The organism is Providencia manganoxydans (assembly GCF_016618195.1).
Taxonomy (GTDB): Bacteria; Pseudomonadota; Gammaproteobacteria; order Enterobacterales; family Enterobacteriaceae; genus Providencia; species Providencia manganoxydans.
This window is the reverse complement of record NZ_CP067099.1, coordinates 2,651,040-2,674,633: the sequence shown is the minus strand read 5'-3', so window position 1 is coordinate 2,674,633 and position 23,594 is coordinate 2,651,040. Positions and strand designations below refer to the sequence as shown.

The 23,594-nt window shown below is 39.2% G+C and carries 25 protein-coding genes and 1 other annotated feature; of the genes, 16 read left to right on the top strand and 9 right to left on the bottom strand.

Annotated features, from left to right (window positions below; genetic code table 11):
* Positions 1 to 205: 205 nt before the first annotated feature.
* Positions 206 to 2,494, top strand: coding sequence for an FdhF/YdeP family oxidoreductase (locus JI723_RS11995; RefSeq protein WP_140179084.1), 2,289 nt, complete (start codon positions 206 to 208; stop codon positions 2,492 to 2,494).
* A gap of 50 nt (positions 2,495 to 2,544) precedes the next feature.
* Here the strand turns inward: JI723_RS11995 and JI723_RS11990 are convergent, their stop codons facing one another.
* From JI723_RS11990 to JI723_RS11975, 4 genes are read right to left on the bottom strand one after another with little or no spacing between them, the layout of a single operon-like run.
* Positions 2,545 to 3,411: a metal ABC transporter permease gene (locus tag JI723_RS11990; protein ID WP_070925466.1), complete on the bottom strand. Its 867-nt coding sequence runs from the start codon at positions 3,409 to 3,411 to the stop codon at positions 2,545 to 2,547.
* Complete coding sequence (locus JI723_RS11985) at positions 3,404 to 4,294, bottom strand: metal ABC transporter permease (RefSeq protein ID WP_070925465.1); 891 nt, start codon at positions 4,292 to 4,294, stop codon at positions 3,404 to 3,406. The genes JI723_RS11990 and JI723_RS11985 overlap by 8 nt, the downstream gene beginning before the upstream one ends.
* Positions 4,291 to 5,181 carry a manganese/iron ABC transporter ATP-binding protein gene (locus JI723_RS11980; protein WP_070925464.1) on the bottom strand — a complete coding sequence of 297 codons (891 nt, stop codon included), beginning with the start codon at positions 5,179 to 5,181 and terminating at the stop codon, positions 4,291 to 4,293. Before JI723_RS11980 ends, JI723_RS11985 begins: the two co-directional genes overlap by 4 nt.
* On the bottom strand, positions 5,182 to 6,093 hold the full coding sequence (locus JI723_RS11975; protein ID WP_140179088.1) for a metal ABC transporter substrate-binding protein: 912 nt from the start codon (positions 6,091 to 6,093) through the stop codon (positions 5,182 to 5,184).
* Positions 6,094 to 6,403: 310 nt separating this feature from the next.
* On the opposite strand from JI723_RS11975, the gene JI723_RS11970 reads away from it, so the two are divergent.
* Entirely contained in the window at positions 6,404 to 7,063 is a 660-nt protein-coding gene (locus JI723_RS11970; protein WP_070925463.1) for a transglycosylase SLT domain-containing protein, read from the top strand.
* Here the strand turns inward: JI723_RS11970 and JI723_RS11965 are convergent.
* On the bottom strand, positions 7,057 to 7,761 hold the full coding sequence (locus tag JI723_RS11965) for a MarC family NAAT transporter (RefSeq protein WP_070925533.1): 705 nt from the start codon (positions 7,759 to 7,761) through the stop codon (positions 7,057 to 7,059). The genes JI723_RS11970 and JI723_RS11965 overlap by 7 nt on opposite strands.
* Positions 7,762 to 8,230: 469 nt before the next feature.
* Here JI723_RS11965 and fos point away from each other — a divergent pair, with 469 nt between their 5' ends.
* The 4 genes from fos to JI723_RS11945 all read left to right on the top strand — a co-directional run bounded on the left by fos (position 8,231) and on the right by JI723_RS11945 (position 10,545).
* Positions 8,231 to 8,647 (top strand): fosfomycin resistance glutathione transferase, encoded by a 417-nt coding sequence (gene fos / locus JI723_RS11960; protein ID WP_070925462.1) that lies wholly within the window; start codon positions 8,231 to 8,233, stop codon positions 8,645 to 8,647.
* Between the two features lie 54 nt (positions 8,648 to 8,701).
* Positions 8,702 to 9,226, top strand: a complete 525-nt coding sequence (locus tag JI723_RS11955; protein ID WP_140179092.1) for a GNAT family N-acetyltransferase — start codon at positions 8,702 to 8,704, stop codon at positions 9,224 to 9,226.
* A gap of 129 nt (positions 9,227 to 9,355) precedes the next feature.
* Complete coding sequence (locus JI723_RS11950) at positions 9,356 to 9,748, top strand: hypothetical protein (protein WP_070925460.1); 393 nt, start codon at positions 9,356 to 9,358, stop codon at positions 9,746 to 9,748.
* A 347-nt stretch (positions 9,749 to 10,095) separates the two neighbouring features.
* Positions 10,096 to 10,545 carry a methyltransferase family protein gene (locus JI723_RS11945; protein ID WP_272579697.1) on the top strand — a complete coding sequence of 150 codons (450 nt, stop codon included), beginning with the start codon at positions 10,096 to 10,098 and terminating at the stop codon, positions 10,543 to 10,545.
* 101 nt (positions 10,546 to 10,646) lie between these two features.
* Here JI723_RS11945 and JI723_RS11940 read toward each other — a convergent pair whose 3' ends face one another.
* From JI723_RS11940 to JI723_RS19930, 3 genes are all read right to left on the bottom strand, one after another.
* Positions 10,647 to 10,928 carry a hypothetical protein gene (locus tag JI723_RS11940; RefSeq protein WP_140179094.1) on the bottom strand — a complete coding sequence of 94 codons (282 nt, stop codon included), beginning with the start codon at positions 10,926 to 10,928 and terminating at the stop codon, positions 10,647 to 10,649.
* A 238-nt stretch (positions 10,929 to 11,166) separates the two neighbouring features.
* Complete coding sequence (locus JI723_RS11935; protein WP_070925457.1) at positions 11,167 to 11,487, bottom strand: DMT family transporter; 321 nt, start codon at positions 11,485 to 11,487, stop codon at positions 11,167 to 11,169.
* A 752-nt stretch (positions 11,488 to 12,239) separates the two neighbouring features.
* A complete protein-coding gene (locus JI723_RS19930; RefSeq protein WP_070925456.1) occupies positions 12,240 to 12,470 on the bottom strand; it encodes a KTSC domain-containing protein in 231 nt (76 codons plus the stop codon).
* Positions 12,471 to 13,071: 601 nt separating this feature from the next.
* Between JI723_RS19930 and JI723_RS11930 the strand changes: the two genes are divergently transcribed.
* From JI723_RS11930 to ihfA, 10 genes are all read left to right on the top strand, one after another.
* A complete protein-coding gene (locus JI723_RS11930; protein WP_272579698.1) occupies positions 13,072 to 13,467 on the top strand; it encodes an MmcQ/YjbR family DNA-binding protein in 396 nt (131 codons plus the stop codon).
* 545 nt (positions 13,468 to 14,012) lie between these two features.
* A complete protein-coding gene (thrS, locus tag JI723_RS11925) occupies positions 14,013 to 15,941 on the top strand; it encodes a threonine--tRNA ligase (RefSeq protein WP_070925454.1) in 1,929 nt (642 codons plus the stop codon).
* A 3-nt stretch (positions 15,942 to 15,944) separates the two neighbouring features.
* Positions 15,945 to 16,484, top strand: a complete 540-nt coding sequence (gene infC / locus JI723_RS11920; protein ID WP_081335855.1) for a translation initiation factor IF-3 — start codon at positions 15,945 to 15,947, stop codon at positions 16,482 to 16,484.
* A gap of 532 nt (positions 16,485 to 17,016) precedes the next feature.
* Complete coding sequence (gene infC, locus JI723_RS11915) at positions 17,017 to 17,556, top strand: translation initiation factor IF-3 (RefSeq protein ID WP_070925452.1); 540 nt, start codon at positions 17,017 to 17,019, stop codon at positions 17,554 to 17,556.
* Positions 17,557 to 17,650: 94 nt separating this feature from the next.
* Positions 17,651 to 17,848: a 50S ribosomal protein L35 gene (rpmI, locus tag JI723_RS11910; RefSeq protein WP_004263702.1), complete on the top strand. Its 198-nt coding sequence runs from the start codon at positions 17,651 to 17,653 to the stop codon at positions 17,846 to 17,848.
* A gap of 42 nt (positions 17,849 to 17,890) precedes the next feature.
* Positions 17,891 to 18,247, top strand: a complete 357-nt coding sequence (rplT, locus tag JI723_RS11905; RefSeq protein WP_004263714.1) for a 50S ribosomal protein L20 — start codon at positions 17,891 to 17,893, stop codon at positions 18,245 to 18,247.
* Between the two features lie 88 nt (positions 18,248 to 18,335).
* Positions 18,336 to 18,460 (top strand) — a sequence feature (Phe leader region).
* Positions 18,342 to 18,386, top strand: a complete 45-nt coding sequence (gene pheM, locus JI723_RS19925; protein WP_175442457.1) for a pheST operon leader peptide PheM — start codon at positions 18,342 to 18,344, stop codon at positions 18,384 to 18,386. It overlaps the preceding feature by 45 nt.
* Before the next feature lie 126 nt (positions 18,461 to 18,586).
* Positions 18,587 to 19,570, top strand: a complete 984-nt coding sequence (gene pheS, locus JI723_RS11900) for a phenylalanine--tRNA ligase subunit alpha (protein ID WP_140179098.1) — start codon at positions 18,587 to 18,589, stop codon at positions 19,568 to 19,570.
* Between the two features lie 14 nt (positions 19,571 to 19,584).
* Complete coding sequence (gene pheT, locus JI723_RS11895; protein WP_070925450.1) at positions 19,585 to 21,972, top strand: phenylalanine--tRNA ligase subunit beta; 2,388 nt, start codon at positions 19,585 to 19,587, stop codon at positions 21,970 to 21,972.
* 4 nt (positions 21,973 to 21,976) lie between these two features.
* Complete coding sequence (gene ihfA / locus JI723_RS11890) at positions 21,977 to 22,273, top strand: integration host factor subunit alpha (RefSeq protein ID WP_004263721.1); 297 nt, start codon at positions 21,977 to 21,979, stop codon at positions 22,271 to 22,273.
* Between the two features lie 89 nt (positions 22,274 to 22,362).
* Here ihfA and JI723_RS11885 read toward each other — a convergent pair whose 3' ends face one another.
* Positions 22,363 to 23,571 carry a hypothetical protein gene (locus tag JI723_RS11885; RefSeq protein ID WP_337979396.1) on the bottom strand — a complete coding sequence of 403 codons (1,209 nt, stop codon included), beginning with the start codon at positions 23,569 to 23,571 and terminating at the stop codon, positions 22,363 to 22,365.
* Positions 23,572 to 23,594: the final 23 nt, after the last annotated feature.

Below are 23,594 nucleotides of genomic sequence, written 5' to 3'. Positions count from 1 at the left end.
ATAAGTAATCATAATTAAATATTTAAATACGACTATCATTTGAATTTAATATTGAAGTCGCATTTAATCAAATAATTACTTATTGTAATTAATATTATTTGCTATATTTTCAATTGAATATAATTAAATTATTTTAAATCATAATTAGAATGTAATTATTTGATATTTATTCTTTGCCATATTTAAATTTGAAAGAGTAATGAAAATGAAACAAAAAATTGAAAATTATACAGGTCCAGCAGCAGGCTGGGGAGCCGTGAAAGCCGTCGCAGAAGCTATTCGTGGTCAAATGAATGTGAGTCACGATGTTATTGCTATGTTTGAAATGAACAAACCAGAAGGCTTTGATTGCCCTGGCTGCGCATGGCCTGATCCGAAACATTATGCTTCATTTGATGTATGCGAAAATGGTGCTAAAGCGATGTCATGGGAAGCCACATCAAAAAAAACAACCCCTGAATTTTTTGCTAAACATTCTGTAACTGAATTATTAAAATGGGATGATTACGATTTAGAAAATGAAGGTCGTTTAACTCATCCGGTTAAATATAATGCTGAAACTGATCATTATGAAGCGATTGAGTGGGATGAGGCATTCAGACAAATAGGTAAATGCCTAGCGAATTATTCAAATCCTAATACTGTTGAGTTTTATACCTCTGGCAGAACATCAAATGAAGCTGCATTTCTATATCAATTATTTGCCAGAGAATATGGTACGAATAATTTTCCAGATTGTTCAAATATGTGCCATGAACCAACCAGCGTCGGGCTAGCAGCCTCGATCGGCGTTGGAAAAGGAACCGTCCTATTAGAAGATTTTGATAAAGCCGATTTGGTTATTTGTATTGGGCATAACCCCGGAACTAATCACCCAAGAATGTTAAGTTCATTGCGTGAAGTTTCAAAACGCGGTGCAAAAATCATTGCCATAAATCCGCTTAAAGAACGTGGCCTTGAGCGATTTGAATATCCACAGGATCCCGCGGAAATGCTGACTTTTGATTCCACACCTCTGGCGGAGCATTATTACAAAGTGCGTATTGGTGGCGATACTGCGCTAATAAAGGGTGTCATACGCTGTATTCTGGAGCAAGATGATGAGGCAATTGCTCAAGGCAAGCCATCTATATTAGATAATGATTTTATCCAAACACATACTGTTGGGTTCGATGCCGTTAAACATGATGTCATGACGACGAGCTGGGAAAATATATTACGTGTTAGTGGGTTATCAAAAGAGCAAATAGAACAAATTGCTCAGTTATATATTGACGCTGATAACACGATTATTTGTTATGGAATGGGGATCACCCAGCACCAACATGGCACTCAGAATATCCAACAACTGGTTAATCTACTTCTGCTCAAAGGGAATATTGGGCGTGAAGGCGCGGGTATTTGCCCATTGCGTGGTCACTCAAATGTCCAAGGCGATCGTACAGTGGGGATCACTGAAAAACCAAGCAAATCTTTTTTAGATAAGATAGAGCAGCGTTTTGGTTTTAAACCACCAGCGGAATTCGGTCACGCAGCGGTGGCAAGTATGCAAGCGATATCCGAGGGAACAGCGAATGCTTTAATATGCATGGGAGGTAACTTAGCGGTTGCAATGCCTGATAAGGATGCCTGCTATCAGGGAATGAAAAAATTAGATTTAGCGGTACATATTGGTACTAAATTAAATCGTTCTCATCTATTAACGGCAAAAAATACCTTTTTATTCCCTGTATTAGGTCGTACTGAGCGAGATGAGCAAAAAACAGGACCTCAGAGCATTACAGTAGAAGATTCCATGTCGATGGTTCATGCATCGCATGGCAAGTTAAAACCTGCTAGCCCTTATTTAAAATCTGAATGTGCAATTGTTGCTGGTATGGCAAAAGCAACATTACCAAATACAAAGGTTGAGTGGGATGAATTTATCGATGATTACGATAAAATTCGTGATGCAATGGAAGCGGTATTACCTGGCTTTGATGATTATAATGCACGCATTCGTGTGCCGGGTGGTTTTCATTTAACCAATGCGGCTGCAGAGCGTCGTTGGCTTACTCAATCAGGTAAAGCTAATTTCCTGACCACGGAAGGCGTTATTGAAGATCCAAAATCCGCAGTAAACAGTGAGTTAGTATTAGCAACGGTACGTAGTCATGACCAATATAACACCACTATTTATGGATTAAATGATCGCTATCGCGGTGTGTTCGGTCAGCGAGATGTCATGTTTATTAGCGAAGCACAGGCTAAGAAGCAGAACTTAGCTGCGGGTGATAGGGTGAATATTATCGCATTAGATAGTGAACAAAAACGCACGCATCGTCGTTTAGATAACCTAAAAGTGGTGATTTATGATATGGCTGATCGTTGTGTAGTGACTTATTTCCCTGAAGCCAACAACTTAATTGCACTGGATAACTTTGATCCACAAAGTGGTATTCCTGCTTATAAAAATATTCCGATTGTGCTAGAAAAAGTTGATGTTGCATCTTAATTAATCATAAAAAGCCACCGCGATGGTGGCTTTTTTGTCTCTATTGAGTACTAAGCGGTCTGTAGCTTCTCTTTAGGTAATTTTGCTTTTCTACGTGCTAATACTAATTTGTTGTAGAGTAGCGCAATAATAAAGTAAACAGCTTGGGTGATCACAATACAAGGGCCTGTAGCGCCATCAATATGGAAGCTGACAATGGTACCTATCACACTAGAGGTTACGGAGGCGATAACCGCGACAACGAGCATCCATCCAAAGCTACGGCAGAGCACAAAGGCAATAATACCCGGCGAAATTAGCATTGCAATAACTAAGATGATCCCCACAGCTTGGAGGGAAGCAACAATTGTTAATGCCAATAATGAGAGCAGCCCATAGTGGATCAGTTTAACAGGAAGACCAATGACTCGCGCTTGATTTGGGTCGAAGCAATATAGCATAAAATCTTTACGTTTTAGTAAGATAACAGCAATAGTAATGCCTGCAAACCACAAGTTTTGTGTAAATTCAGCGTCAGTGATCCCTAAAATATCACCAAATAAGATATGGGTGAGGTGTTGTTCGGTATCGATTTTAGCGAACATGACTAAACCAAGGGCAAACATCCCTGAGAACACAATCCCCATCACGGTATCTTCTTTGATACGGCTATTTTCTTTTAAATACCCTGTTGCAAAGGCACAAAATAACCCAGATAAAAACGCCCCTATAGCTAGAGGGATCCCTGCAACTGAAGCGATAACGATACCCGGCAGTACGGCATGGGAAATGGCATCCCCCATTAGAGACCAACCCTTTAATACTAAAAAGCAGGATAAAATAGCGCATACCGCACCAGTAACAATCGCCGTGATAATTGCTTTTTGCATAAAAGGAAAGATAAAAGGCGCGGTTAGTAAATCAATAAAATCACTCATTTGCGGCCTCCTGCTGCTTTATTTTATGCAGGTTTTCAACTTCGCGTTTTGCTTTACGGCGTGATGCAAAAACACCATGTTTTGGTGCAAAGAAGAATGCCAGTAAGAAAATAACTGTTTGTAACGTAACGATTAGCCCACCAGTTGCACCATTTAGGAAATAACTGGCGTAAGCACCAATTGCACTCGTCGCGGTACCAATAGCAACCGCAATAATTAATAAGCGCTTAAACTGATCTGTTAATAAATAAGCGGTTGCCCCTGGAGTCACAACCATCGCAATCACTAAGATAGCGCCAACGGTTTGCAATGCCGCAACAGTACAAGCACTTAATAAGGTGAAGAAAATAATCTTCAAACGTAGAGGATTTAAACCGATTGAACGTGCATGGCTTTCATCAAAAAACACAGCGAGTAAATCTTTCCACAGAGCGACTAGCACAATAAATGAAATTGCGATAATGATTTCAACTTGCAATACATCAGCATCAGCAATACCTAGGATATTACCAAAGATGATGGTTTGCACATTCACTGAGGTAGGATTCAATGAGACAATTAATAGACCCGCAGCAAAAAATGTGGAAAAGATAAAACCAATCACAGCATCTTCCCGCAGTCGAGTTATATGTTTAATAAAAGTCATGGCGAGCGCGGCGAGGATCCCTGTAAAAAATGCGCCAGCGGCATAAGGGAGTCCGAGTGCGTAAGCACCAGCAACACCGGGTACAACAGAGTGGGAGAGGGCATCTCCCATCAGTGACCAGCCTTTGAGCATCAAATAAGCGGAAAGGAAGGCACAAACGGCGCCAACAATCGCACTTACCCAAATGGCTTTAACCATATAGTTGTACTCAAAGGGCTGAAGTAACAACTCGATCATTGTGGATCCTTAGGCTGATTTGTTCTAACGGGGGCATCATGGTCATGACCATAAAAGACAGCGGCTCTTTCGTCATCGGTGATAACTGTAATGGAACGAGGGTCATCATCATCATGCAGTTCTTGGCCAGACAGATTGATGTGGCGTAATACACCCCCAAAGGCCATTTGTAAGTTCTTCTGTGTAAATGTGGTTTCTGTTGGTCCACTGGCAAGAACAGTACGGTTGATTAAAATAACCTGATCACAAAACTCGGGTACACTGCCTAAGTTGTGCGTGGAAACTAAAATAAGATGCCCTTCGTCACGCAAACTGCGTAATAAATCAATAATGGCGTTCTCAGTTTTAACATCCACCCCTGTAAATGGTTCATCCAGTAATAATACTTTACCTTGTTGCGCGAGTGCTCGAGCTAAAAATACGCGTTTTTTCTGTCCACCGGAGAGCTCACCGATTTGGCGATGTTCAAGCCCAGCGAGGTCAACACGCTCAAGCGCTCGTTTGACGGCTTCTTTGTCTTCACTTTTCGGGATGCGAAAGAAGCCCATTTTCCCATAACGGCCCATCATCACGACGTCAGAAACCAGTACAGGGAAATTCCAATCCACTTCCTCGGTTTGCGGAACATAGGCAATAATATTTTCTTTTAGAGCGGCTTTAATGGGTTCATTGTTTAATGTCACGCTACCAGACGATGGGGTAACTAGCCCCATAATGGTTTTAAACAGGGTTGATTTACCACTGCCATTTACGCCAACCAACGCACAGATTGATCCGCCAGTGATATTAAAGCTTGCATCATAGATTGCCGTGTGGCCGTTGTTATAGGTGACTGTAGCGTCATCAACGACTAAGTTAGGGCGTTCAAAGCGGTTTGTATGACTCATTTATTGACCAAATCCTTTCGCTATTGTTTCTACAGTGGTGTTTAACAGGTCGATATAAGTAGGTACTGGGCCATCAGCGGTTGATAATGAATCAACATAAAGCATGCCACCATATTTTGCGCCCGTTTCTTTACTGACTTGGCGCGCAGGTTTATCTGAAATAGTACTTTCACTGAATACGACTGGGATGCTGTATTTACGTACGGTATCGATCACTTTTTTCACTTGCTGTGGTGAACCTTGTTCTTCCGCATTAATTGGCCACAGGTACACTTCTTTAAAGCCATAGTCTTTGGTGAGATAGCTAAAAGCACCTTCACTGGAGACTAACCAACGTTTGTCTTCAGGAATGCGACTTAAACGTTCGCGTAATGGCGCATCAAGCTGAGCGATTTGCTCTGCATATTTTTTTGCATTCTGATTGTAGATTTCTGCATTTTCTGGGTCATACTTCACTAGTGCTTTGCGAATATTTTCAATATAAATTTTTGCGTTTGCAGGTGACATCCATGCATGCGGATTTGGGTTGCCTTTATATTCACCTTCACGGATTGGCATTGGTTCAATACCTTCTGTGACTACAACCGCAGGTACATTTTGGAAATTTTCAAAGAAGCGTTGGAACCAAACTTCAAGATTCATACCATTCCATAAGATAAGATCAGCATCATAGGCTTTCATAATATCTTTTGGTGTAGGCTGATAACCGTGGATCTCTGCGCCAGGTTTTGTTATTGATTCGACTATTGCGGCATCACCGGCAACATTCTGTGCAATGTCTTGAATGATGGTAAAAGTTGTGACGACCTTAAACTTTTTTGCCAATGCAGGTTGACTTATCAACAAAATCGCAGATAAAGCAAAGAGAGCGGAAAGTAGGGGTTTAGAAAGTAGTGATATTTTTTTCTTCATTATTCAGATCCTGACATCATTGGCTTAGTGGATTCTTTAATATTCAAAGGTGCTTGGAAGCTCCCTTAGAATTAATTACTCAACTGATAATGATTATCAATATCATCTGAGTAAAGTCAAGACAAAAAGTGTGTGTTATTTATATTATTATGATAGTTATTTTTGATGACAATAGTCGTCATACTCCAAGCTATGGCTCTAATTATTTAGAGTATAAAACATGTATTGAAGTAAAAGTTAAGTAAAAATTATTTTATTTTTCCTGCAAGTCGTTATTCTTTCGTCAGTTTTATTAGCAGAGGATATCTCGGTGAAAACAAAAATCGGTGGTGCATTGGTATTTCTGTTGCTAGCAGGCTGCTCCAGCGGGCCAGAAAAACCAGCCACAACGCAACGAATGTTAAATCAAAGTAACAATTTATCAACCGCACAGCAAAATATTTCATTTCCTCGTACGCCATTTGATGAATTTATTCGAGAATCTGCTAATCGATATAATGTTGATGAGACGTTAATTCGGGCAATTATTGAGGTTGAGTCAAACTTCCGTCCAGAAGTTGTGAGTAAGTCGAATGCGATTGGCTTGATGCAAATAAAGGCATCAACAGCAGGACGAGATGCATATCGTTATCAAGGCAAAACGGGTGAGCCATCAAGCCGTGATTTGAAAGACCCTCGAACCAATATTGATATTGGTACAGCCTATATTCGGATTTTAAAAGAGCAGCATCTTGCAGGTATTAACCATCCTCAAACAATGTATTACGCAACCGTTGTGGCTTATGTCAACGGTGCTGGTGCTCTGTTAAGGACATTTGATAATAACAAAGGTAGAGCTATTGCAATGATCAATAGCATGACACCTGAAGAGTTTTATCAACATGTGCAAAGTAAGCACCCAGCACCGCAAGCCCCACGTTATTTATGGAAAGTGAAAAATGCGTATAATTCGCTAGCGATGAATTATTGATGTGCTGAGATTAAGTGTGGGAGTTGCGCAACAATTTCAACAATACCGTTGATAACAAATTGTACTCCCATACAAATCAGTAAAAATCCCATCACGCGCGATATTGCGTCGATCCCCCCATTCCCTAACCATTTCATAATGGATGTCGCTCCTCTTAGAGCTAACCAAACAATTAAACTGACAATGAAAAACGTTAATACAGGGGCGATTTTTAATACCCATGGTGCAAACCCTGTATCACCTTGTAAGGATGCTGTTGAACTAATAATTATCGCGATAGTACCCGGCCCTGCTGTACTAGGCATCGCTAAAGGAACGAAAGCAATGTTGGGGGATTTCTGACGTTTTTTAGAAATAGTGGAATCATCAGGGGTTAAGACATTAGCATCATCGTTAGTCTCATTGCTTGGAAATAGCATACCAAAGCCGATAAATGCCACAATTAAACCACCCGCAATACGTAAACCAGGTATTGAAATTCCAAAGGTACTCATGACCAGTTGCCCCGCGTAGAAAGCAATCGTCATGATTGAAAACACGTAAATTGAAGCCAGCAGCGATTGGTGATTTCGTTGCTCTTTGGTCATATTACCTGAGAGGCTTAGCATCACTGCTATTGTGGTCAGTGGGTTTGCTAGTGGGAGTAATAAAACCAATCCAATACCGATGGCTTGAAACAGTTGCAAAAAATCATTCATCATAGGCAAGTTAAGCTCTCAGTGGATATTAAAATTCAGGGTGAATAGTAACGCTACAACATAGAGTATAACAAAATGATTATAAATCTGTATCTTAGACTGGTTAGGTAGCATTGTTTTAAATAACATATGTGATTATCTATGCTGCAATAGATTAAAATTGATTAATCAATGAGGGGGCTAGTTGTTCACATTAACTGTGGATAACATTCGCATTCCATTGTGAATAACTTAATTTAATTCTTATATAACATGCAGATAAAAAGATTGCGCTAAAAGTGTTCAATTATATAGGCAAAAAAAAACCCTTTTTATGGGGGTCATAAAAAGGGAAAGGGCATCTATTAGTAGGTTGTCAAAATTTCGATGTATTTAGTTATACCCTGAATTATGTTATTTACTTATTTGTTATGTAAATTCATTAAAAGAACGCTGAGATTATTGTTTTATTTTTATTGGTGGATTAACAATGTTATTAGGAATCAATCACTTAACAATTGCAGTGACGAATGTAGAAAAAAGTATTTATTTCTATCATCATATCTTAGGGATGCATTTACATGCTAGTTGGAAAAATGGCGCTTATTTAACATGTGGTGAATTATGGGTATGCCTTTCATTTGATCCGCAAAGGCATCATGTTGATCCTGATACTACAGACTATACCCATTACGCATTTAGTGTGACAGAGAACGACTTTTCATTGGTCGTTGAAAAATTGCAGCAATTCGATGTAAAAGTATGGAAAGACAACCGTAGTGAAGGGGCATCATTTTATTTCTTAGACCCAGATGGTCATAAATTAGAAATTCATGTTGGCTCTTTACTTGATCGGTTAAAAAGCTGTCTAGTTCACCCGTATGAGGAAATGAAATTCTATGAATAGACTATTTCTTTCATAAAAAAAGCATCAATACCGATATTAATAAGAGATCCTCGAATGAATATTGAACTTATCTCAACAATTCAAGGCCATGAGCAGCAATTGACTGCGTTACTGATTGATTGTGTGAATAGCGGAGCGTCAGTGGGTTTTCATGCTCCTCTAACGCAATCTGACGCTGGATGCTATTGGTATAAGGTAGATAAAGGTTTACAAGCAGGTGAACGGCTGCTGGTGGTGACATTTATTGGCGATAAGTTAGTGGGGGCTATACAGCTTTCTTTGTGCTTAAAAGCGAATGGGTTACATCGCGCTGAAGTTGAAAAACTGATGGTACATACGCAATATAGACAACATGGCATAGCGAAACAGCTACTTGCGGCTGTAGAGGATATTGCACTAGGTCACCAACGTACATTATTAGTGTTAGATACTCGTACAGGAGATGCTGCTTCAGGCCTGTATCGTAAACAAGGCTATATAGAAGTTGGAAAAATTCCACAGTTTGTGACTAATTCAAATGGAAAATTTGAGAGTACAACTATTTTTTATAAACAATTGGGCATTCCTGTATCATCTTAATTTGTTAGGTATTATTGGTGGAATAATATTGCTAAAGTTTTCTTTACAAACAATTTTTTAATATAAAAATTGTTTTACGCCCCATGAGGTAATCTATCTTTAGTTAAATAGGCATGTTTGGGGTTGTAAATGAAAAAGCTAACGACTGCACTAACAGCCCTCATGATGTTAATGGGGGTCGCGATCGCTGCTCTGTTTATTGTATTTCCACAACAATGGAAACAAAATGTTTATCCCAGTATTTCAAACCTTTTGCCTGAGTCAATTAATTCTCTTATCCCAAGCTGGGATATAAACAACAATGTATGCGACCGTCTAGAAAGTAATCTGCAAACATTTACGGATTATTTGCAGGCTAATGAAGATGTAGTAAGCATCAAAGGCATGAATGGTTTGGATGACCAAATTGGTGAAATTCGTTCTCGAGTAAACAGTATTCCATCTCAAGTGAGAAAATTTGCGTGTCAGCAGGAGTATGCGCGTTTAGAAGGGTTAAAAAGTGTTTTCTTTTTAACCAAATAACGTTTGATTTACCTGTATTCACCGTAACTATTATTAAATCGTCTCGCCTTAGCGACTGAGCTGGGCGAGTAATAGTGCTTTTATTCGTATAAATTGAAATTTACTTTCCGCTATTAAACCTATCTCATCACTCTTCACGGTAAAACAAAACTGCTCTGACTATCTAATGACTTGCCTTGTCTAACGAGGAGGGTATATTAAAACTTATTGGCTGGGGAATGTATTTTGTAACAGATTGATGTCTGTCAAATAGTTTCACGATATAAATAGATTGTAAGGATGATACTCGGCATTGCTTTACTTATACTCATCAATAAGATTGACCTTGCCCAATATAGGACATTGAAATGAATATATTTAGGCTTCCTTTGTTAACTTGGATCGTTTTAAACTCAATAGCTTTGTATGTGTTACATGTAAAAAACAATTTTTTGTGGAGTTTCTCTGGCTGGATGGGGATATTGGCAATTTTAGTTGCGCTTGAGAGTTTTGGATGGATTGCAGTAAGTTTATATTATTTTCACTGTTATAACACATCCCCCAATCCGACGAATAAAGCTAAGGCTTTGATTACTAAAGGGCCATTCCGTTTATCGCGAAATCCGCTTTATCTTGCATTTACATCAATGTGTATTAGCTTAGCATTGTTCACTCATTCACCTTATTTCTTAGTTTCTGGCTTAGTTTTTTGGTTGATTACAGATTTGTATACCATTCCTCTTGAGGAACGATATCTCGCTGAACATTTTAAGGAAGAATGGCGGCAATATAGCCAGCAAACCCGCCGCTGGTTATAGCGGGCTAGATCCCTATGTTACAAAAATGAAGATTGGCACGACTACCATTGGGTCAATTGTCGTGCCTCCACTCTTTGCGGCAAATATGCAATGAAATAAATTTATTTAATTTTATCAACAGTCTTATTGATATTAGAGACTTTGTTTTCGACATTATTTTTTTTATCAGTGATATCTTTTTGGATTTTTTTCGAATCAACACCTAAGTTATCATCCACTTTCTTAGTTGCCTGGGTTTTGACTGCCTTCTCTGTGTCACAGTTACCCGATAAACCTATTTTTTGATCTAGCATTTTATTTCTAGCTGCCTTTTTAAAATTACAATCCGCTAGCGCTAGGTTTGAAGCTAAAAAAAATGAAAGAAATAGCACAGTTTTTTTCATAAACACCCCCGTAAAAATGCAAATCATATAGCTTAGCTAAATTAGCGCAAGTTCTTAAGTGTGACAGGATTTATTGGTGATTTTAGATGATCGTTATTTGAATTTTTTTGATTAAGGAAATGAGAACTATGCTGTGGTTACTGCCGCTATAACCGATTAAGTTATAGCGACAATAACCATCATGACGTTAAAAATACTGTTTTATATTTTGTTGGTTGAACTATGACTAATGACTATTTTATGATTTGGTTGCTAATTTCATCATAATCACACCAGCAACAATCAATGCCGCAGCGATGATCCTCATAATATTCATGCTTTCATGGAAAAATACGATGCCTAGAATGAATGCGCCAACCGCACCGATCCCAACCCATATCGTATAGGATGTTCCTAATGGAAGTGTTTTCATTGAAATAGATAGTAACCCAAAGCTAACAACCATAAACAAGATGGTTAGCAAGCTAGGAACTAATTTAGTAAAACCGTTTGATTCCTTCATAAAAAAGGCCCAAACAACCTCAAAGACGCCCGCAAGGAATAGATATAACCATGCCATACTTTTAAATCCTACAGGGTCGTCCCTTGAGTAACCAGATACCTAACAGGGTCGTCCCTATAAGGTAAGTATTCAGATGAACACGGAATGTAAACGCTAAATAGAACGCATATAATTTAACGCTTAGAGGCTCCCATATTAGCACTCATTTTCAGTAAAAAAAACATATTTGGATTTTTATTACTTTCTCTTTTCGTCATCGTTCAGCGAAATGAGGCCTATTTTTTATCGAAAGAAGTGAGCGGAAAGTATAACTCTACCTACCTATCTATAGGACAAGGACAGCTGGCGCAATGAGATTGCTAGCTGATAGTTTGAATGAATCCATTTAATTTGGACAAGAAAGCAAGATAGGATATAGAAGAAAAAGTAGCCTAATAAAAAAGACCCCAGCTATTCACTGGGGCAAACTTGAAAACTTATTACAAGAAATACAGTAATAAATACATAACTCTCGTAGGGGGAGTAATGCGAAATGGATACTACAATGATATTAACTGTTCCTAAAGTTAAATTATGTAACAAAATACGGAAAAGATAATTGAAAGAAAATATGCTGATTAGTAAAGAATTAACTTTATTATAATTCTATAATTGCTATTTAGCGATTAAATATTAACAATGATTTATATAAGTAATGGTAACTCATTGTTATATTTTCAATGAGGATTACACGAAAACATTGAATAAAACTCTAAATAGCCATCAGTTAATCGCTGATGGCTTTTCATTTTCGTAGAAATTTATGTTTGCTACGCTAGAGAAGTAATGTTAGGTTTTTTAATTGCCATATAGCTATTATCTATATTTTTCTCGACATACAACTCTTTATTTTTGGCTACAGATAATCGTTGGTAGACGATAAGAGGGACGTTTCTATACTGATAAGACCCTTTTTTGTGATAATTTATTTCAAGTACTTTAGCTTGATTGTCATAACCTATAGAACAGATGCTGGGTGAGTTAACATGATATCTAAACATTAGTATTACCTTCATCTAAATTATAAGAGTGCTAATAAAATAGAATTAATACGCTAAGAGGAACTTACATGTCGCTTTCATATCTCTTAAATAATGCCACTGATTAAAACATATATCTAAGAAAGTGTAGTCTGAGATTGATTCATTTCAAATTATTTCTAATTAATAATAAATGTAATTGACATGTTAGGAATAAATTTTCATCTCCATTATTGAAAAATGCGCCTTTTAGATAGTTTCAATGAGTTAATTGTTTAGGTAGTAAGAGTCTATTAATAAGTAAGGGGAGTATAATGTCATCGATATTAGCTTTTAAAAGCAATGAAGTCATCTCATTTGATAAGTGCAGATGAGTAAATTTGGTGTACCAATAAATAATGTTCAGAGCGCCTTGAATGCAGGGTAGTTTCTCAATCATACGTATTTTTAATCGCAATAAAGCTGAGTTGACTGATGATATATCTCTACCTATAAATTGAAATTTTATAAAGCAGAATGATGAAAAAAGTCTTACCAACTGACCCCGTCAGGTTTTTTTGTTTTCTTCAATTTGTGCTCCCTATAAACTAACCGTGCTAAAACTAATCGATAGGATAGTGAGATGAAAAGAAGTGAGCTTATAGATTATATTCAAAGCAATTATGGTGTTGTTGCTGAATCACCGTGGAAAAATCTTCCTAACTACAGGGTTTTTAGACATGAAAATAATTCAAAGTGGTTTGCTGTTCTTATGAATGTCACATCTAAGACATTATCCGAAAACGGGGGGAATGACATGGTTGATATTGTCAATATAAAAGCCTCTCCTGAACTCGTTGGCTCTTTGCGATTAAAAGAGCATGTTTACCCTGCATATCATATGAATAAAGAGCACTGGATAACGATAATACTAGGGCGTGGCTTTCCTGAAAATGAGCTTAAAGCATTGATTGATGATAGCTATAAACTCACCACAAAGAGACAAATCAGGGCAGACTTAGCTAATCTATTAGTTTAGTCTTTAGAATATGAATTCAATCAGGGTTTATAGCCCAGTTATTCTAATTTCAGCGAGTACAAGTCATTCTTCGTGGAAACTACGGGTTCAATTATCTGTAATAAGCTAAGCAATCACGAAAATACTCGGAAAGTGTTCTGTTTGTGACTTTTATATCTCGATATCAATAATTGGGATGCCAGTTATTGGCTTGTCGCATTTTTCGCGATAGGTAGCTTCACCTGTAATTCATAGACATTCACTTGTGTCATTATCTTTCTTAGATAGCGCTAAAGGATTGTGCATGATGGTTTTTTTATTGGCATCGAGTGAGAGGAATGTGAAGCAGAATAGGGGAGCTGTATCCTCTTTACTATCGCTAATAATATAGTCTGTGTTATTATTTTGTATGAGTTACTTTTAATGTGCATCGCAATTTTATTGTTTATGTACATACCTCGCATTGTGCAGCGAGAAATTAATTGTAACGTATTGTTTTATAAACTTTGGAATAATCAAGCAAGTGATCTTGCGTGTGGGTCACCACTGCTGATAAGGATTTATTAATGCCTGTTATTACTCTTCCTGATGGAAGTCAGCGTCAATTTGACCATGCCGTTTCGGTGATGGATGTAGCTCGTGATATTGGTGCGGGTCTTGCAAAAGCCTGTATTGCTGGCCGTGTGAATGGTGAGCTGGTCGATGCTTGTGAATTGATTGAAAACGACGCTAAATTAGCCATTATCACCAGCAAAGATGACGAAGGTTTAGAAATCATTCGCCATTCTTGTGCTCACTTGCTAGGTCATGCCATTAAACAACTATGGCCAAATACCAAAATGGCAATCGGTCCAGTGATTGATAATGGTTTTTACTATGATATCGACTTGGACTATGCGCTGACACAGGAAGATTTGGAAAAGCTCGAAAAGCGTATGCTAGAGCTGGCCAAAACAGATTATGACGTGATTAAAAAACGTGTTTCTTGGGCTGAAGCTCGTGAAACATTTGTTGCCCGTGGTGAAGACTATAAAGTTGAGATCCTTGATCAAAACATTAGTCAAGATGACCGCCCTGGCTTATATCACCACCAAGAATATATTGATATGTGTCGTGGTCCACACGTTCCTAATATGCGTTTTTGTCACCATTTTAAACTACAAAAAGTGGCAGGAGCATACTGGCGCGGTAATAGCGACAATAAAATGTTGCAACGTATTTATGGTACCGCTTGGGCTGATAAAAAACAGCTTAGTGCATACTTATTGCGCCTTGAAGAGGCGGCAAAACGTGACCACCGTAAAATTGGTAAGCAACTAGATTTATATCATATGCAAGAAGAAGCGCCGGGCATGGCATTCTGGCATAATGATGGTTGGACCATTTTCCGTGAATTAGAAACTTTTGTGCGCACAAAATTGAAAGCCTATCACTATCAAGAAGTGAAAGGCCCATTCATGATGGATCGCGTATTATGGGAAAGAACAGGTCACTGGGACAACTATAAAGATGCGATGTTCACAACTTCATCAGAAAACCGTGAATATTGTGTTAAGCCAATGAACTGTCCAGGCCATGTTCAGATTTTTAATCAAGGTTTGAAATCTTACCGTGATTTGCCATTACGTATGGCAGAGTTCGGTAGTTGCCACCGTAACGAGCCATCAGGTGCACTGCATGGTTTGATGCGAGTGCGCGGCTTTACTCAAGATGATGCGCATATTTTCTGTACTGAAGATCAAATTTTGAGTGAAGTAACAAGTTGTATCAAAATGATCTATGACGTTTATGCAACATTTGGTTTTGAAAAAATTGTTGTTAAGTTGTCAACTCGTCCTGAAAAACGTATCGGTACCGATGATATGTGGGATACTGCGGAAGCAGATCTGGCTCAGGCGTTAAAAGATCAAGGTATTGAATTTGAATACCAACCAGGTGAGGGGGCATTTTATGGTCCTAAGATTGAGTTTACACTGTATGACTGTCTTGATCGTGCATGGCAGTGCGGTACAGTACAGTTAGACTTCTTCTTACCGGGTCGTTTGAATGCATCTTATGTAGGTGAAAATAACGAGCGTATCGTGCCTGTCATGATCCACCGTGCGGTATTAGGCTCTTTAGAGCGTTTTATCGGTATTTTGACCGAGGAATATGCGGGTTTCTTCCCAACATGGTTGGCACCACAGCAAGTTGTTGTGATGAACATTACAGACGCTCAAGCGGATTATGTTCAAGAATTAGTAAGCAAGCTACAAAGTGTTGGCATTCGTGCGAAAGCGGACTTACGCAATGAGAAAATTGGCTTTAAGATCCGCGAACACACCCTGCGTCGTGTTCCTTACATGTTAGTTTGTGGCGATAAAGAAGTTGAATCAGGTAAAGTGTCTGTTCGTACTCGTCGTGGTAAGGATTTAGGTAGCCTAGATGTCAATGAATTTACAAGCAAACTGCTAGAAGAAATTCGCAGTCGTCAGCTCAATCAGATGGAGGAATAAGGTATTAAAGGCGGAAAAAAACTCCCAACAGCACGTCCTAATCGTATTAACGAAGAAATTCGTGCAACTGAAATCCGTGTCACCGGTTTAGATGGTGAGCAACTTGGTGTCATGAGTGTCCGTGAAGGACTGGCAAAAGCAGAAGAGGCTGGTGTTGACTTAGTTGAAATTAGCCCAAATGCTGAGCCACCAGTTTGCCGGATCATGGATTACGGTAAGTATCTTTATGAGAAGAGTAAGTCTCAAAAAGAACAAAAGAAAAAGCAAAAAGTTGTTCAAGTGAAGGAAATCAAATTCCGTCCGGGAACAGATGAAGGCGATTACCAAGTGAAATTGCGTAGTCTGATTCGCTTTTTGGAAGATGGTGACAAAGCCAAAGTGACATTGCGTTTCCGCGGTCGTGAAATGGCTCACCAACAGATTGGTATGGAAGTGCTTAATCGCATTAAAACTGATCTGGATGAACTGGCAGTAGTAGAGTCATTCCCTTCAAAAATTGAAGGGCGCCAGATGATCATGGTATTGGCACCGAAGAAAAAATAATTAAGCCATAATGGGATAGCACCCGCTGTAAATGTGGGTGCTATCTTCGTTGTTGAAGTGTATGTTAACGAATGGCACTAAATAAAGTGGTTTAACCTTAAGCATTGATTGTTATGTTTAGGCTGTTTTATACTCTAAATAATTCGAGATGCAGGTAGGCGACAAGCGAATATAGACGGGGAGCATAGATGAACTACGTGACTCGAGAGCATAGCGCAGTCCACAACCCTGCATTTTGAAGTATGACGAGTATATGACCCTTTTATTCAGCGGCATCCTATACCTTTGTTAACTATTAACAAGAAAAGTCGGTAGTTAATGCGAAAAAATTGATTATCTACTTGAGTAATCGAGCAATAAGCATTAAAATCCGCGGTCGAATCGCTTTGTCAGTCCATCATAGTGAACTTGATATAGGCAAATGAATATTGCGTTTCAGTATTAATGCTTGAATGCGTTGGTTTTAATCGTTACTGAAATGTGTGCTTTAGAGAAAATAGCAACTCTCTTTATCCAGTTGGAGGAATGAAGTATTAAAGGCGGAAAAAGAATCCCAACAGCACGTCCTAATCGTATCAACGATGAAATTCGTGTGAATGAAGTGCGTTTAACCGGTTTAGACGGTGAACAACTTGGCGTTATGAGTGTGCGTGATGCACTGGAAAAAGCAGAAGAAGCAGGGGTAGACCTTGTAGAAATCAGCCCTAATGCCGAACCGCCAGTTTGTCGTATTATGGATTACGGCAAATTCCTTTATGAGAAGAGCAAGTCTCAAAAAGAACAGAAGAAAAAGCAAAAAGTTGTTCAGGTGAAGGAAATTAAATTCCGCCCTGGTACAGATGAAGGTGATTATCAGGTCAAACTACGCAACCTGATTCGCTTTCTTGAAGATGGTGACAAAGCCAAAGTTACACTGCGTTTTCGTGGTCGTGAAATGGCTCACCAACAAATCGGTATGGAAGTACTTAACCGTATTAAAGCCGATTTAGATGAACTGGCGGTAGTTGAGTCATTCCCTTCAAAAATTGAAGGCCGTCAGATGATCATGGTGCTGGCACCGAAGAAGAAATAATTAGGCCATCAAGTAGTAACAGTGGCAGTAATGTCACTGATATTCGCCTAATTAATTCGTAGTTTATCACAATGCGAAGTTGGAAATTAAAGAAATGCCAAAGATCAAAACTGTACGTGGCGCAGCAAAGCGCTTTAAAAAAACTGCAGGCGGTGGCTTTAAGCGTAAGCATGCAAACCTTCGTCATATCCTGACTAAAAAGTCTACTAAGCGTAAACGCCATTTACGTCCGAAAGGAATGGTATCTAAGGGCGATCTGGGTCTGGTAGTTGCCTGCCTGCCTTACGCATAAGTAAACATTGGTTAATAAGATTAAAGACGATAGGAGATAGCTATGGCTCGCGCAAAACGTGGTGTAATCGCCCGTGCACGTCACAAAAAAATTCTGAAGCAGGCGAAAGGTTACTATGGTGCACGTTCTCGTGTTTACCGCGTAGCATTTCAAGCGGTAATCAAAGCTGGTCAATACGCTTACCGTGACCGCCGTCAACGCAAACGTCAGTTCCGTCAACTGTGGATCGCACGTATCAACGCTGCGGCTCGTCAGAACGGTCTGTCTTACAGCCGTTTCATCAATGGCTTGAAAAAAGCTTCAATTGAAATCGACCGTAAGATCTTAGCAGACATCGCCGTATTCGACAAAGCAGCATTCACTGCACTTGTTGAAAAAGCGAAAGGCGCTTTAGCTTAATGTTTGCTTGAAAAGAGGAAGGTAACTTCCTCTTTTCATTTATGCTTATTTGTGTTACTACTTAAAAATACAAATTATTTAGTGAATTAATTAAATGCAAACCGTTACTTTTCGTTTCTTCTTTTACTTTAGCACCTGAATATCGGGGGCTTATGCGTGTAGAAAAGAAACGAAAAATTACGCCAAAGCCTCCTTTAGGGAGGCTTTTTTGTTTTTGATTTAAGAAAAATACAGTAAAATCAGTTAAGTGCTTATCCATTATTAATGAATGGTAAATGAGAACTTAATCAATCGGTGAATAACTAGCAAAACGACCTGAAGGGTCATAGAGGGGAAACAATGCCACATCTCGCTGAGTTGGTTGCACAGGCAAAAGCAGCCATTGAACAGGCCCAAGATGTTGCTACGTTAGAATCAGTTCGTGTTGAATATTTAGGCAAAAGTGGCCATTTCACACTACAGATGAAAACGTTGCGTGATCTGCCAGCGGACGAACGTCCAGCTGCTGGGGCTGTGATAAATGAAGCCAAAGTACAGGTACAAGATGCACTGAACACACGTAAAGACGCTATGCAGGCAGAGATCCTAAATGCACGTTTGGCATCAGAAACCATTGATGTTTCATTACCAGGGCGTCGTATGGAAAACGGTGGTTTACACCCAGTGACCCGTACTATTCAGCGAATTGAAGAGTTTTTTGGTGAATTAGGCTTTAGTGTTGAAACTGGGCCCGAAATCGAAGATGATTACCATAACTTTGATGCATTGAATATTCCTGCTCATCACCCTGCGCGTGCAGATCATGATACTTTCTGGTTTGATGCGAAACGTTTATTGCGTACGCAGACTTCAGGTGTACAAATTCGTACCATGAATGGGCAGCAGCCTCCTATCCGCATAATTGCACCGGGCCGTGTTTATCGTAACGATTACGACCAGACACATACTCCCATGTTCCATCAAACTGAAGGGTTGATTGTTGATAAAGACATCAGCTTTACCAACCTTAAAGGCACGTTGCATGATTTCTTGAATAACTTCTTTGAAGAGGAAGTTCAAGTTCGTTTCCGTCCATCTTATTTCCCATTCACAGAGCCTTCTGCGGAAGTAGATGTTATGGGCAAAAACGGCAAATGGTTAGAAGTCTTGGGTTGCGGTATGGTACACCCGAATGTGCTACGCAATGTGGGAATTGATCCTGAAGTGTATTCAGGTTTTGCATTCGGTATGGGAATGGAGCGCCTCACGATGCTGCGTTATGGTGTTTCTGATTTACGCGCATTCTTCGAAAATGACCTTCGTTTCCTCAAACAGTTTAAATAAGGCGGGACTTTCTCATGAAATTCAGTGAACTCTGGTTACGCGAATGGGTAAATCCAGCCATTAGCAGTGAAGCATTATCAGAACAAATCACAATGGCCGGTTTGGAAGTAGATGGTGTTGAACCGGTGGCAGGGCAGTTTAATGGTGTAGTAGTCGGTGAAGTGGTTGAATGTGGCCAACACCCAAATGCAGATAAATTGCGTGTAACTAAGGTTAATGTAGGTGGTGAACGCCTACTCGATATCGTTTGTGGTGCGCCAAATTGCCGTCAAGGCTTAAAAGTTGCTGTAGCGACTGTTGGTGCTGTTTTACCGGGCGATTTTAAAATCAAAGCGGCAAAACTGCGTGGTGAGCCGTCAGAAGGTATGTTGTGCTCTTACTCTGAGCTGGGTATTTCTGACGATCATAGCGGCATTATTGAGCTACCTTTAGATGCTCCGATTGGTACTGACTTACGCGATTATTTAAAATTTGATGACAGTATTATCGAAATTAGTATTACCCCTAACCGTGCAGACTGTTTAAGTATTTTAGGTGTTGCGCGTGATGTGGCGGTGATTAATAAACAGCAGTTGCAAGAGCCTAAAATTGAGGCTGTCAAAGCTACAATCGCAGATTCATTCCCTATTCGCGTTGAAGCGCCAGAAGCATGTCCGCGTTTTCTAGGTCGTGTGATCAAAAATATTGATGTATCAGCACCAACTCCATTATGGATGAAAGAGAAGCTGCGCCGTGGTGGCGTCCGTTCAATTGATGCTGTTGTTGATATCACTAACTATGTATTACTTGAGTTAGGGCAGCCTCAACATGCTTACGATCTTGATCGCCTAAATGGAGCCATTGTTGTTCGTATGGCAAAACAGGACGAGAAATTAGTTCTGTTAGATGGTAGCGAAGCAACATTAAAATCTGATACGTTAGTGATTGCTGATGAACAAAAAGCACTTGGTATTGCGGGTATTTTTGGTGGTGAGTACTCAGGTGTTAATAGCGATACGAAAAATGTTCTATTAGAATGTGCATTTTTTAATCCATTATCAATCACAGGTCGTGCGCGTCATCATGGGTTACATACTGATGCTTCACACCGTTTTGAGCGCGGTGTTGACCCTGAATTACAATTCAAGGCTATGGAGCGTGCCACACAACTGATCCTTGATATTTGTGGTGGTGAAGCAGGCGAAGTCATTGACGTTTCCAGTGCGGCACATTTACCTAAAGCGGCCAATATTACCCTGACTCGTCAGAAGTTAGACCGTCTGATTGGTCATGTGATTGCGGATGATGTAGTCACTGATATTTTATCTCGCTTAGGTTGCCAAGTGAAGGTTTCAGAAGGCCGCTGGGATGTGGTAGCACCGAGTTGGCGCTTTGATATGCAAATCGAAGAAGATTTGGTTGAAGAAGTTGCGCGTGTTTATGGTTATAACAGCATTCCAGATGTTCCTCTGCGTGCTGATTTAATTATGACTAAGCACCAAGAAGCTGATTTGCCTTTGAAGCGTGTTAAAGCGATGTTAGTTGACCGTGGATATCAAGAAGCGATTACTTACAGCTTTGTTGACCCGAAAGTACAGTCTCTGCTGCACCCTGAGCAAGAAGCATTAGTGTTACCAAATCCTATCTCAGCTGATATGTCAGCAATGCGTTTGTCACTTTTAACCGGTCTTTTAACCACTGTAGTCTATAATCAGAATCGTCAACAAAGTAGAATTCGTTTATTTGAGACAGGTCTGCGTTTTATCCCTGATAATCAAGCAGAATATCAAATTCGCCAAGAAGCTATGTTGGCAGGTGTGATCGCAGGTAACAAATTTGAAGAGCATTGGTCATTAGATAAACAAATTGTGGATTTCTTTGATTTAAAAGGTGATCTTGAAGCTGTTTTGGAATTGACTGGCAAACTGAATCAAATTACATTTAAAGCTGAAGCACATCCAGCGTTACATCCTGGGCAAAGTGCTGGGATTTATCTGGAAAATGAACATATTGGTATTATTGGTGTTGTTCATCCAGAACTAGAACGTAAACTCGATTTGAATGGTCGAACCGTCGTATTTGAGGTTCGCTGTGATGCGATAGCACAACGTGTGATCCCTGATGCAAAGGCGATTTCACGCTATCCATCGAACCGTCGTGACATCGCAGTTGTTGTGCCAGAAAGTGTAGCTGCAGCAGATGTTCTGGCAGAGTGTAAAAAAATTGGCATAAATCATATAGTTGGCATAAACTTGTTTGATGTGTATTGTGGTGAAGGGATAGCAGATGGTTATAAGAGTCTTGCTATCAGTCTTGTCTTCCAAGATACCGCGCGTACTATGGAAGAAGAAGAGATAACCGCGACCGTTGATCTGTGTGTTGCTGCGTTAAAACAGCGATTCCAAGCCTCCTTGAGGGACTAAACCTATGGCGCTTACTAAAGCTGAAATGTCAGAAAATTTGTTTGAAAAACTGGGTGTTAGCAAACGTGATGCTAAAGACCTTGTCGAAACTTTCTTTGAAGAGGTTCGCCTTTCCTTAGAAAATGGTGAGCAAGTAAAATTATCTGGATTCGGTAACTTTGATTTACGTGATAAAAATCAACGTCCCGGTCGTAACCCAAAAACTGGGGAAGATATTCCAATTACTGCCCGCCGCGTTGTGACCTTCCGCCCTGGCCAAAAATTAAAAAGCCGTGTGGAAAAAGCAACACCAAAAGAGTAATAGCACTTTTTTGTGCTGATAAAAGACCGCCTAGGCGGTCTTTTGTTTTATTAGTAGCATTGATTATTTTATGCGTTTAATGAGTGTGCTCATGAGATTATGCTTAATTCTCTACTGATTAATTTTTCCATGAGGTGAGTTGCCGGTTCTAACCAGCTAGTATCCTGTAGTGAATTTCGAGTGTATTGGTATCGTGATGCGGCAATCTGTACGACATTATTTGTGTCCATTTGGTTGCTTTCTTGATTGTTGATAATCTCTCGGTATAAAGGTATATAAATGCGTGTGAGGTGATCTAAATCAGAGAGTGCTCTTATGTTGCCGTTTGTTTCAAATTCAGATAATTGTTTAAGTAATTTATGTTTCTCAGTTTTATTTTTGTCTAAGAATTTATTTTGTAATTCTTTCATCGCGCTAATTGCTAAGTTTGATTTGGATTCGAATTTTTCTAAGTGGAATAAGTTGAGTGGCTTTTGAGTATCAATGCTGTCTATTAGTGTAGTTGTGTGTTTTAGAGTGCCAGATTGGCGAAATACCCACCCTTGTTGTAGGTATTGTGGTTCAGAAATTAACACAGTAACTAAGTAATTTATTTTGTGAAGTTGAATTTTTTCATTTGCTGATAAAGCACCATCCTCATCGATAGCTTTTTTATTGGCGGTATAGATTGGAGACACCTTCGCCATTTTTTGTTTATATTTGTCATATTCTGAGGCGATAATATGCTGAATATATTGAATATCGCAATCGCGCTGTTCTTCATACTCCTTAAATGTTTCTGGGAGATCATGCTGCAAAACTGGTGCAATAAGGCGCGCTAAATCTTTTTCGCTTTGGTTATACTTTTCTTTTTGCGCGAGTATTTCACACATAGATGGCACTAGCTTTTGTAAATCAGGTGGTAAATCCTTAATATTGGGCTCAAGGAACATCGGCGTTTTTTGATGATCTTCACAAGTATTATTACTTTCTTTCAGAATAAAATCCCAAATTTTTGTTAACCGATTAAACGTATTGATTTCTTCTTGAGTTGGTATTTCAATATTTTGGATCATAGATTTAAATTTAATGAATAGGTTTTCTTCTTTTCGATATGATGGGTTCTCAAAAGTGGTGAAAGGTTTTTTGCCACTGATGGTATAGTAGATTGATGTAGCGATGTTCGAGATAGCGGTTATACATCTTGAAAACATGCTAGGCGCTGGTTTGACAGAAAACGGATTTGTTGTCTCTGAAGCGCTGTAAGTTTTGTGTTGGTACTCGTTATTCGTATTATTTGCTTTAATATCAATGCTCATAAAGTTCCTTTCGTTTTATAGTT

Excerpts from the sequence above, each read along its gene's own strand:
- JI723_RS11945 (WP_272579697.1), top strand. The coding sequence starts at position 10,096 with ATGAATATATTTAGGCTTCCTTTGTTAACTTGGATCGTTTTAAACTCA.
- JI723_RS11940 (WP_140179094.1), bottom strand. The coding sequence starts at position 10,928 with ATGAAAAAAACTGTGCTATTTCTTTCATTTTTTTTAGCTTCAAACCTA.
- rpmI (WP_004263702.1), top strand. The coding sequence starts at position 17,651 with ATGCCAAAGATCAAAACTGTACGTGGCGCAGCAAAGCGCTTTAAAAAA.
- JI723_RS11930 (WP_272579698.1), top strand. The coding sequence starts at position 13,072 with ATGAAAAGAAGTGAGCTTATAGATTATATTCAAAGCAATTATGGTGTT.
- JI723_RS11995 (WP_140179084.1), top strand. The coding sequence starts at position 206 with ATGAAACAAAAAATTGAAAATTATACAGGTCCAGCAGCAGGCTGGGGA.
- JI723_RS11975 (WP_140179088.1), bottom strand. The coding sequence starts at position 6,093 with ATGAAGAAAAAAATATCACTACTTTCTAAACCCCTACTTTCCGCTCTC.
- pheT (WP_070925450.1), top strand. The coding sequence starts at position 19,585 with ATGAAATTCAGTGAACTCTGGTTACGCGAATGGGTAAATCCAGCCATT.
- JI723_RS11885 (WP_337979396.1), bottom strand. The coding sequence starts at position 23,571 with ATGAGCATTGATATTAAAGCAAATAATACGAATAACGAGTACCAACAC.
- rplT (WP_004263714.1), top strand. The coding sequence starts at position 17,891 with ATGGCTCGCGCAAAACGTGGTGTAATCGCCCGTGCACGTCACAAAAAA.
- JI723_RS11935 (WP_070925457.1), bottom strand. The coding sequence starts at position 11,487 with ATGGCATGGTTATATCTATTCCTTGCGGGCGTCTTTGAGGTTGTTTGG.
- JI723_RS11980 (WP_070925464.1), bottom strand. The coding sequence starts at position 5,181 with ATGAGTCATACAAACCGCTTTGAACGCCCTAACTTAGTCGTTGATGAC.
- JI723_RS11950 (WP_070925460.1), top strand. The coding sequence starts at position 9,356 with ATGAAAAAGCTAACGACTGCACTAACAGCCCTCATGATGTTAATGGGG.
- pheS (WP_140179098.1), top strand. The coding sequence starts at position 18,587 with ATGCCACATCTCGCTGAGTTGGTTGCACAGGCAAAAGCAGCCATTGAA.
- JI723_RS11985 (WP_070925465.1), bottom strand. The coding sequence starts at position 4,294 with ATGATCGAGTTGTTACTTCAGCCCTTTGAGTACAACTATATGGTTAAA.
- JI723_RS11990 (WP_070925466.1), bottom strand. The coding sequence starts at position 3,411 with ATGAGTGATTTTATTGATTTACTAACCGCGCCTTTTATCTTTCCTTTT.
- JI723_RS19930 (WP_070925456.1), bottom strand. The coding sequence starts at position 12,470 with ATGTTTAGATATCATGTTAACTCACCCAGCATCTGTTCTATAGGTTAT.
- JI723_RS11955 (WP_140179092.1), top strand. The coding sequence starts at position 8,702 with ATGAATATTGAACTTATCTCAACAATTCAAGGCCATGAGCAGCAATTG.
- thrS (WP_070925454.1), top strand. The coding sequence starts at position 14,013 with ATGCCTGTTATTACTCTTCCTGATGGAAGTCAGCGTCAATTTGACCAT.
- JI723_RS11965 (WP_070925533.1), bottom strand. The coding sequence starts at position 7,761 with ATGAATGATTTTTTGCAACTGTTTCAAGCCATCGGTATTGGATTGGTT.
- fos (WP_070925462.1), top strand. The coding sequence starts at position 8,231 with ATGTTATTAGGAATCAATCACTTAACAATTGCAGTGACGAATGTAGAA.
- ihfA (WP_004263721.1), top strand. The coding sequence starts at position 21,977 with ATGGCGCTTACTAAAGCTGAAATGTCAGAAAATTTGTTTGAAAAACTG.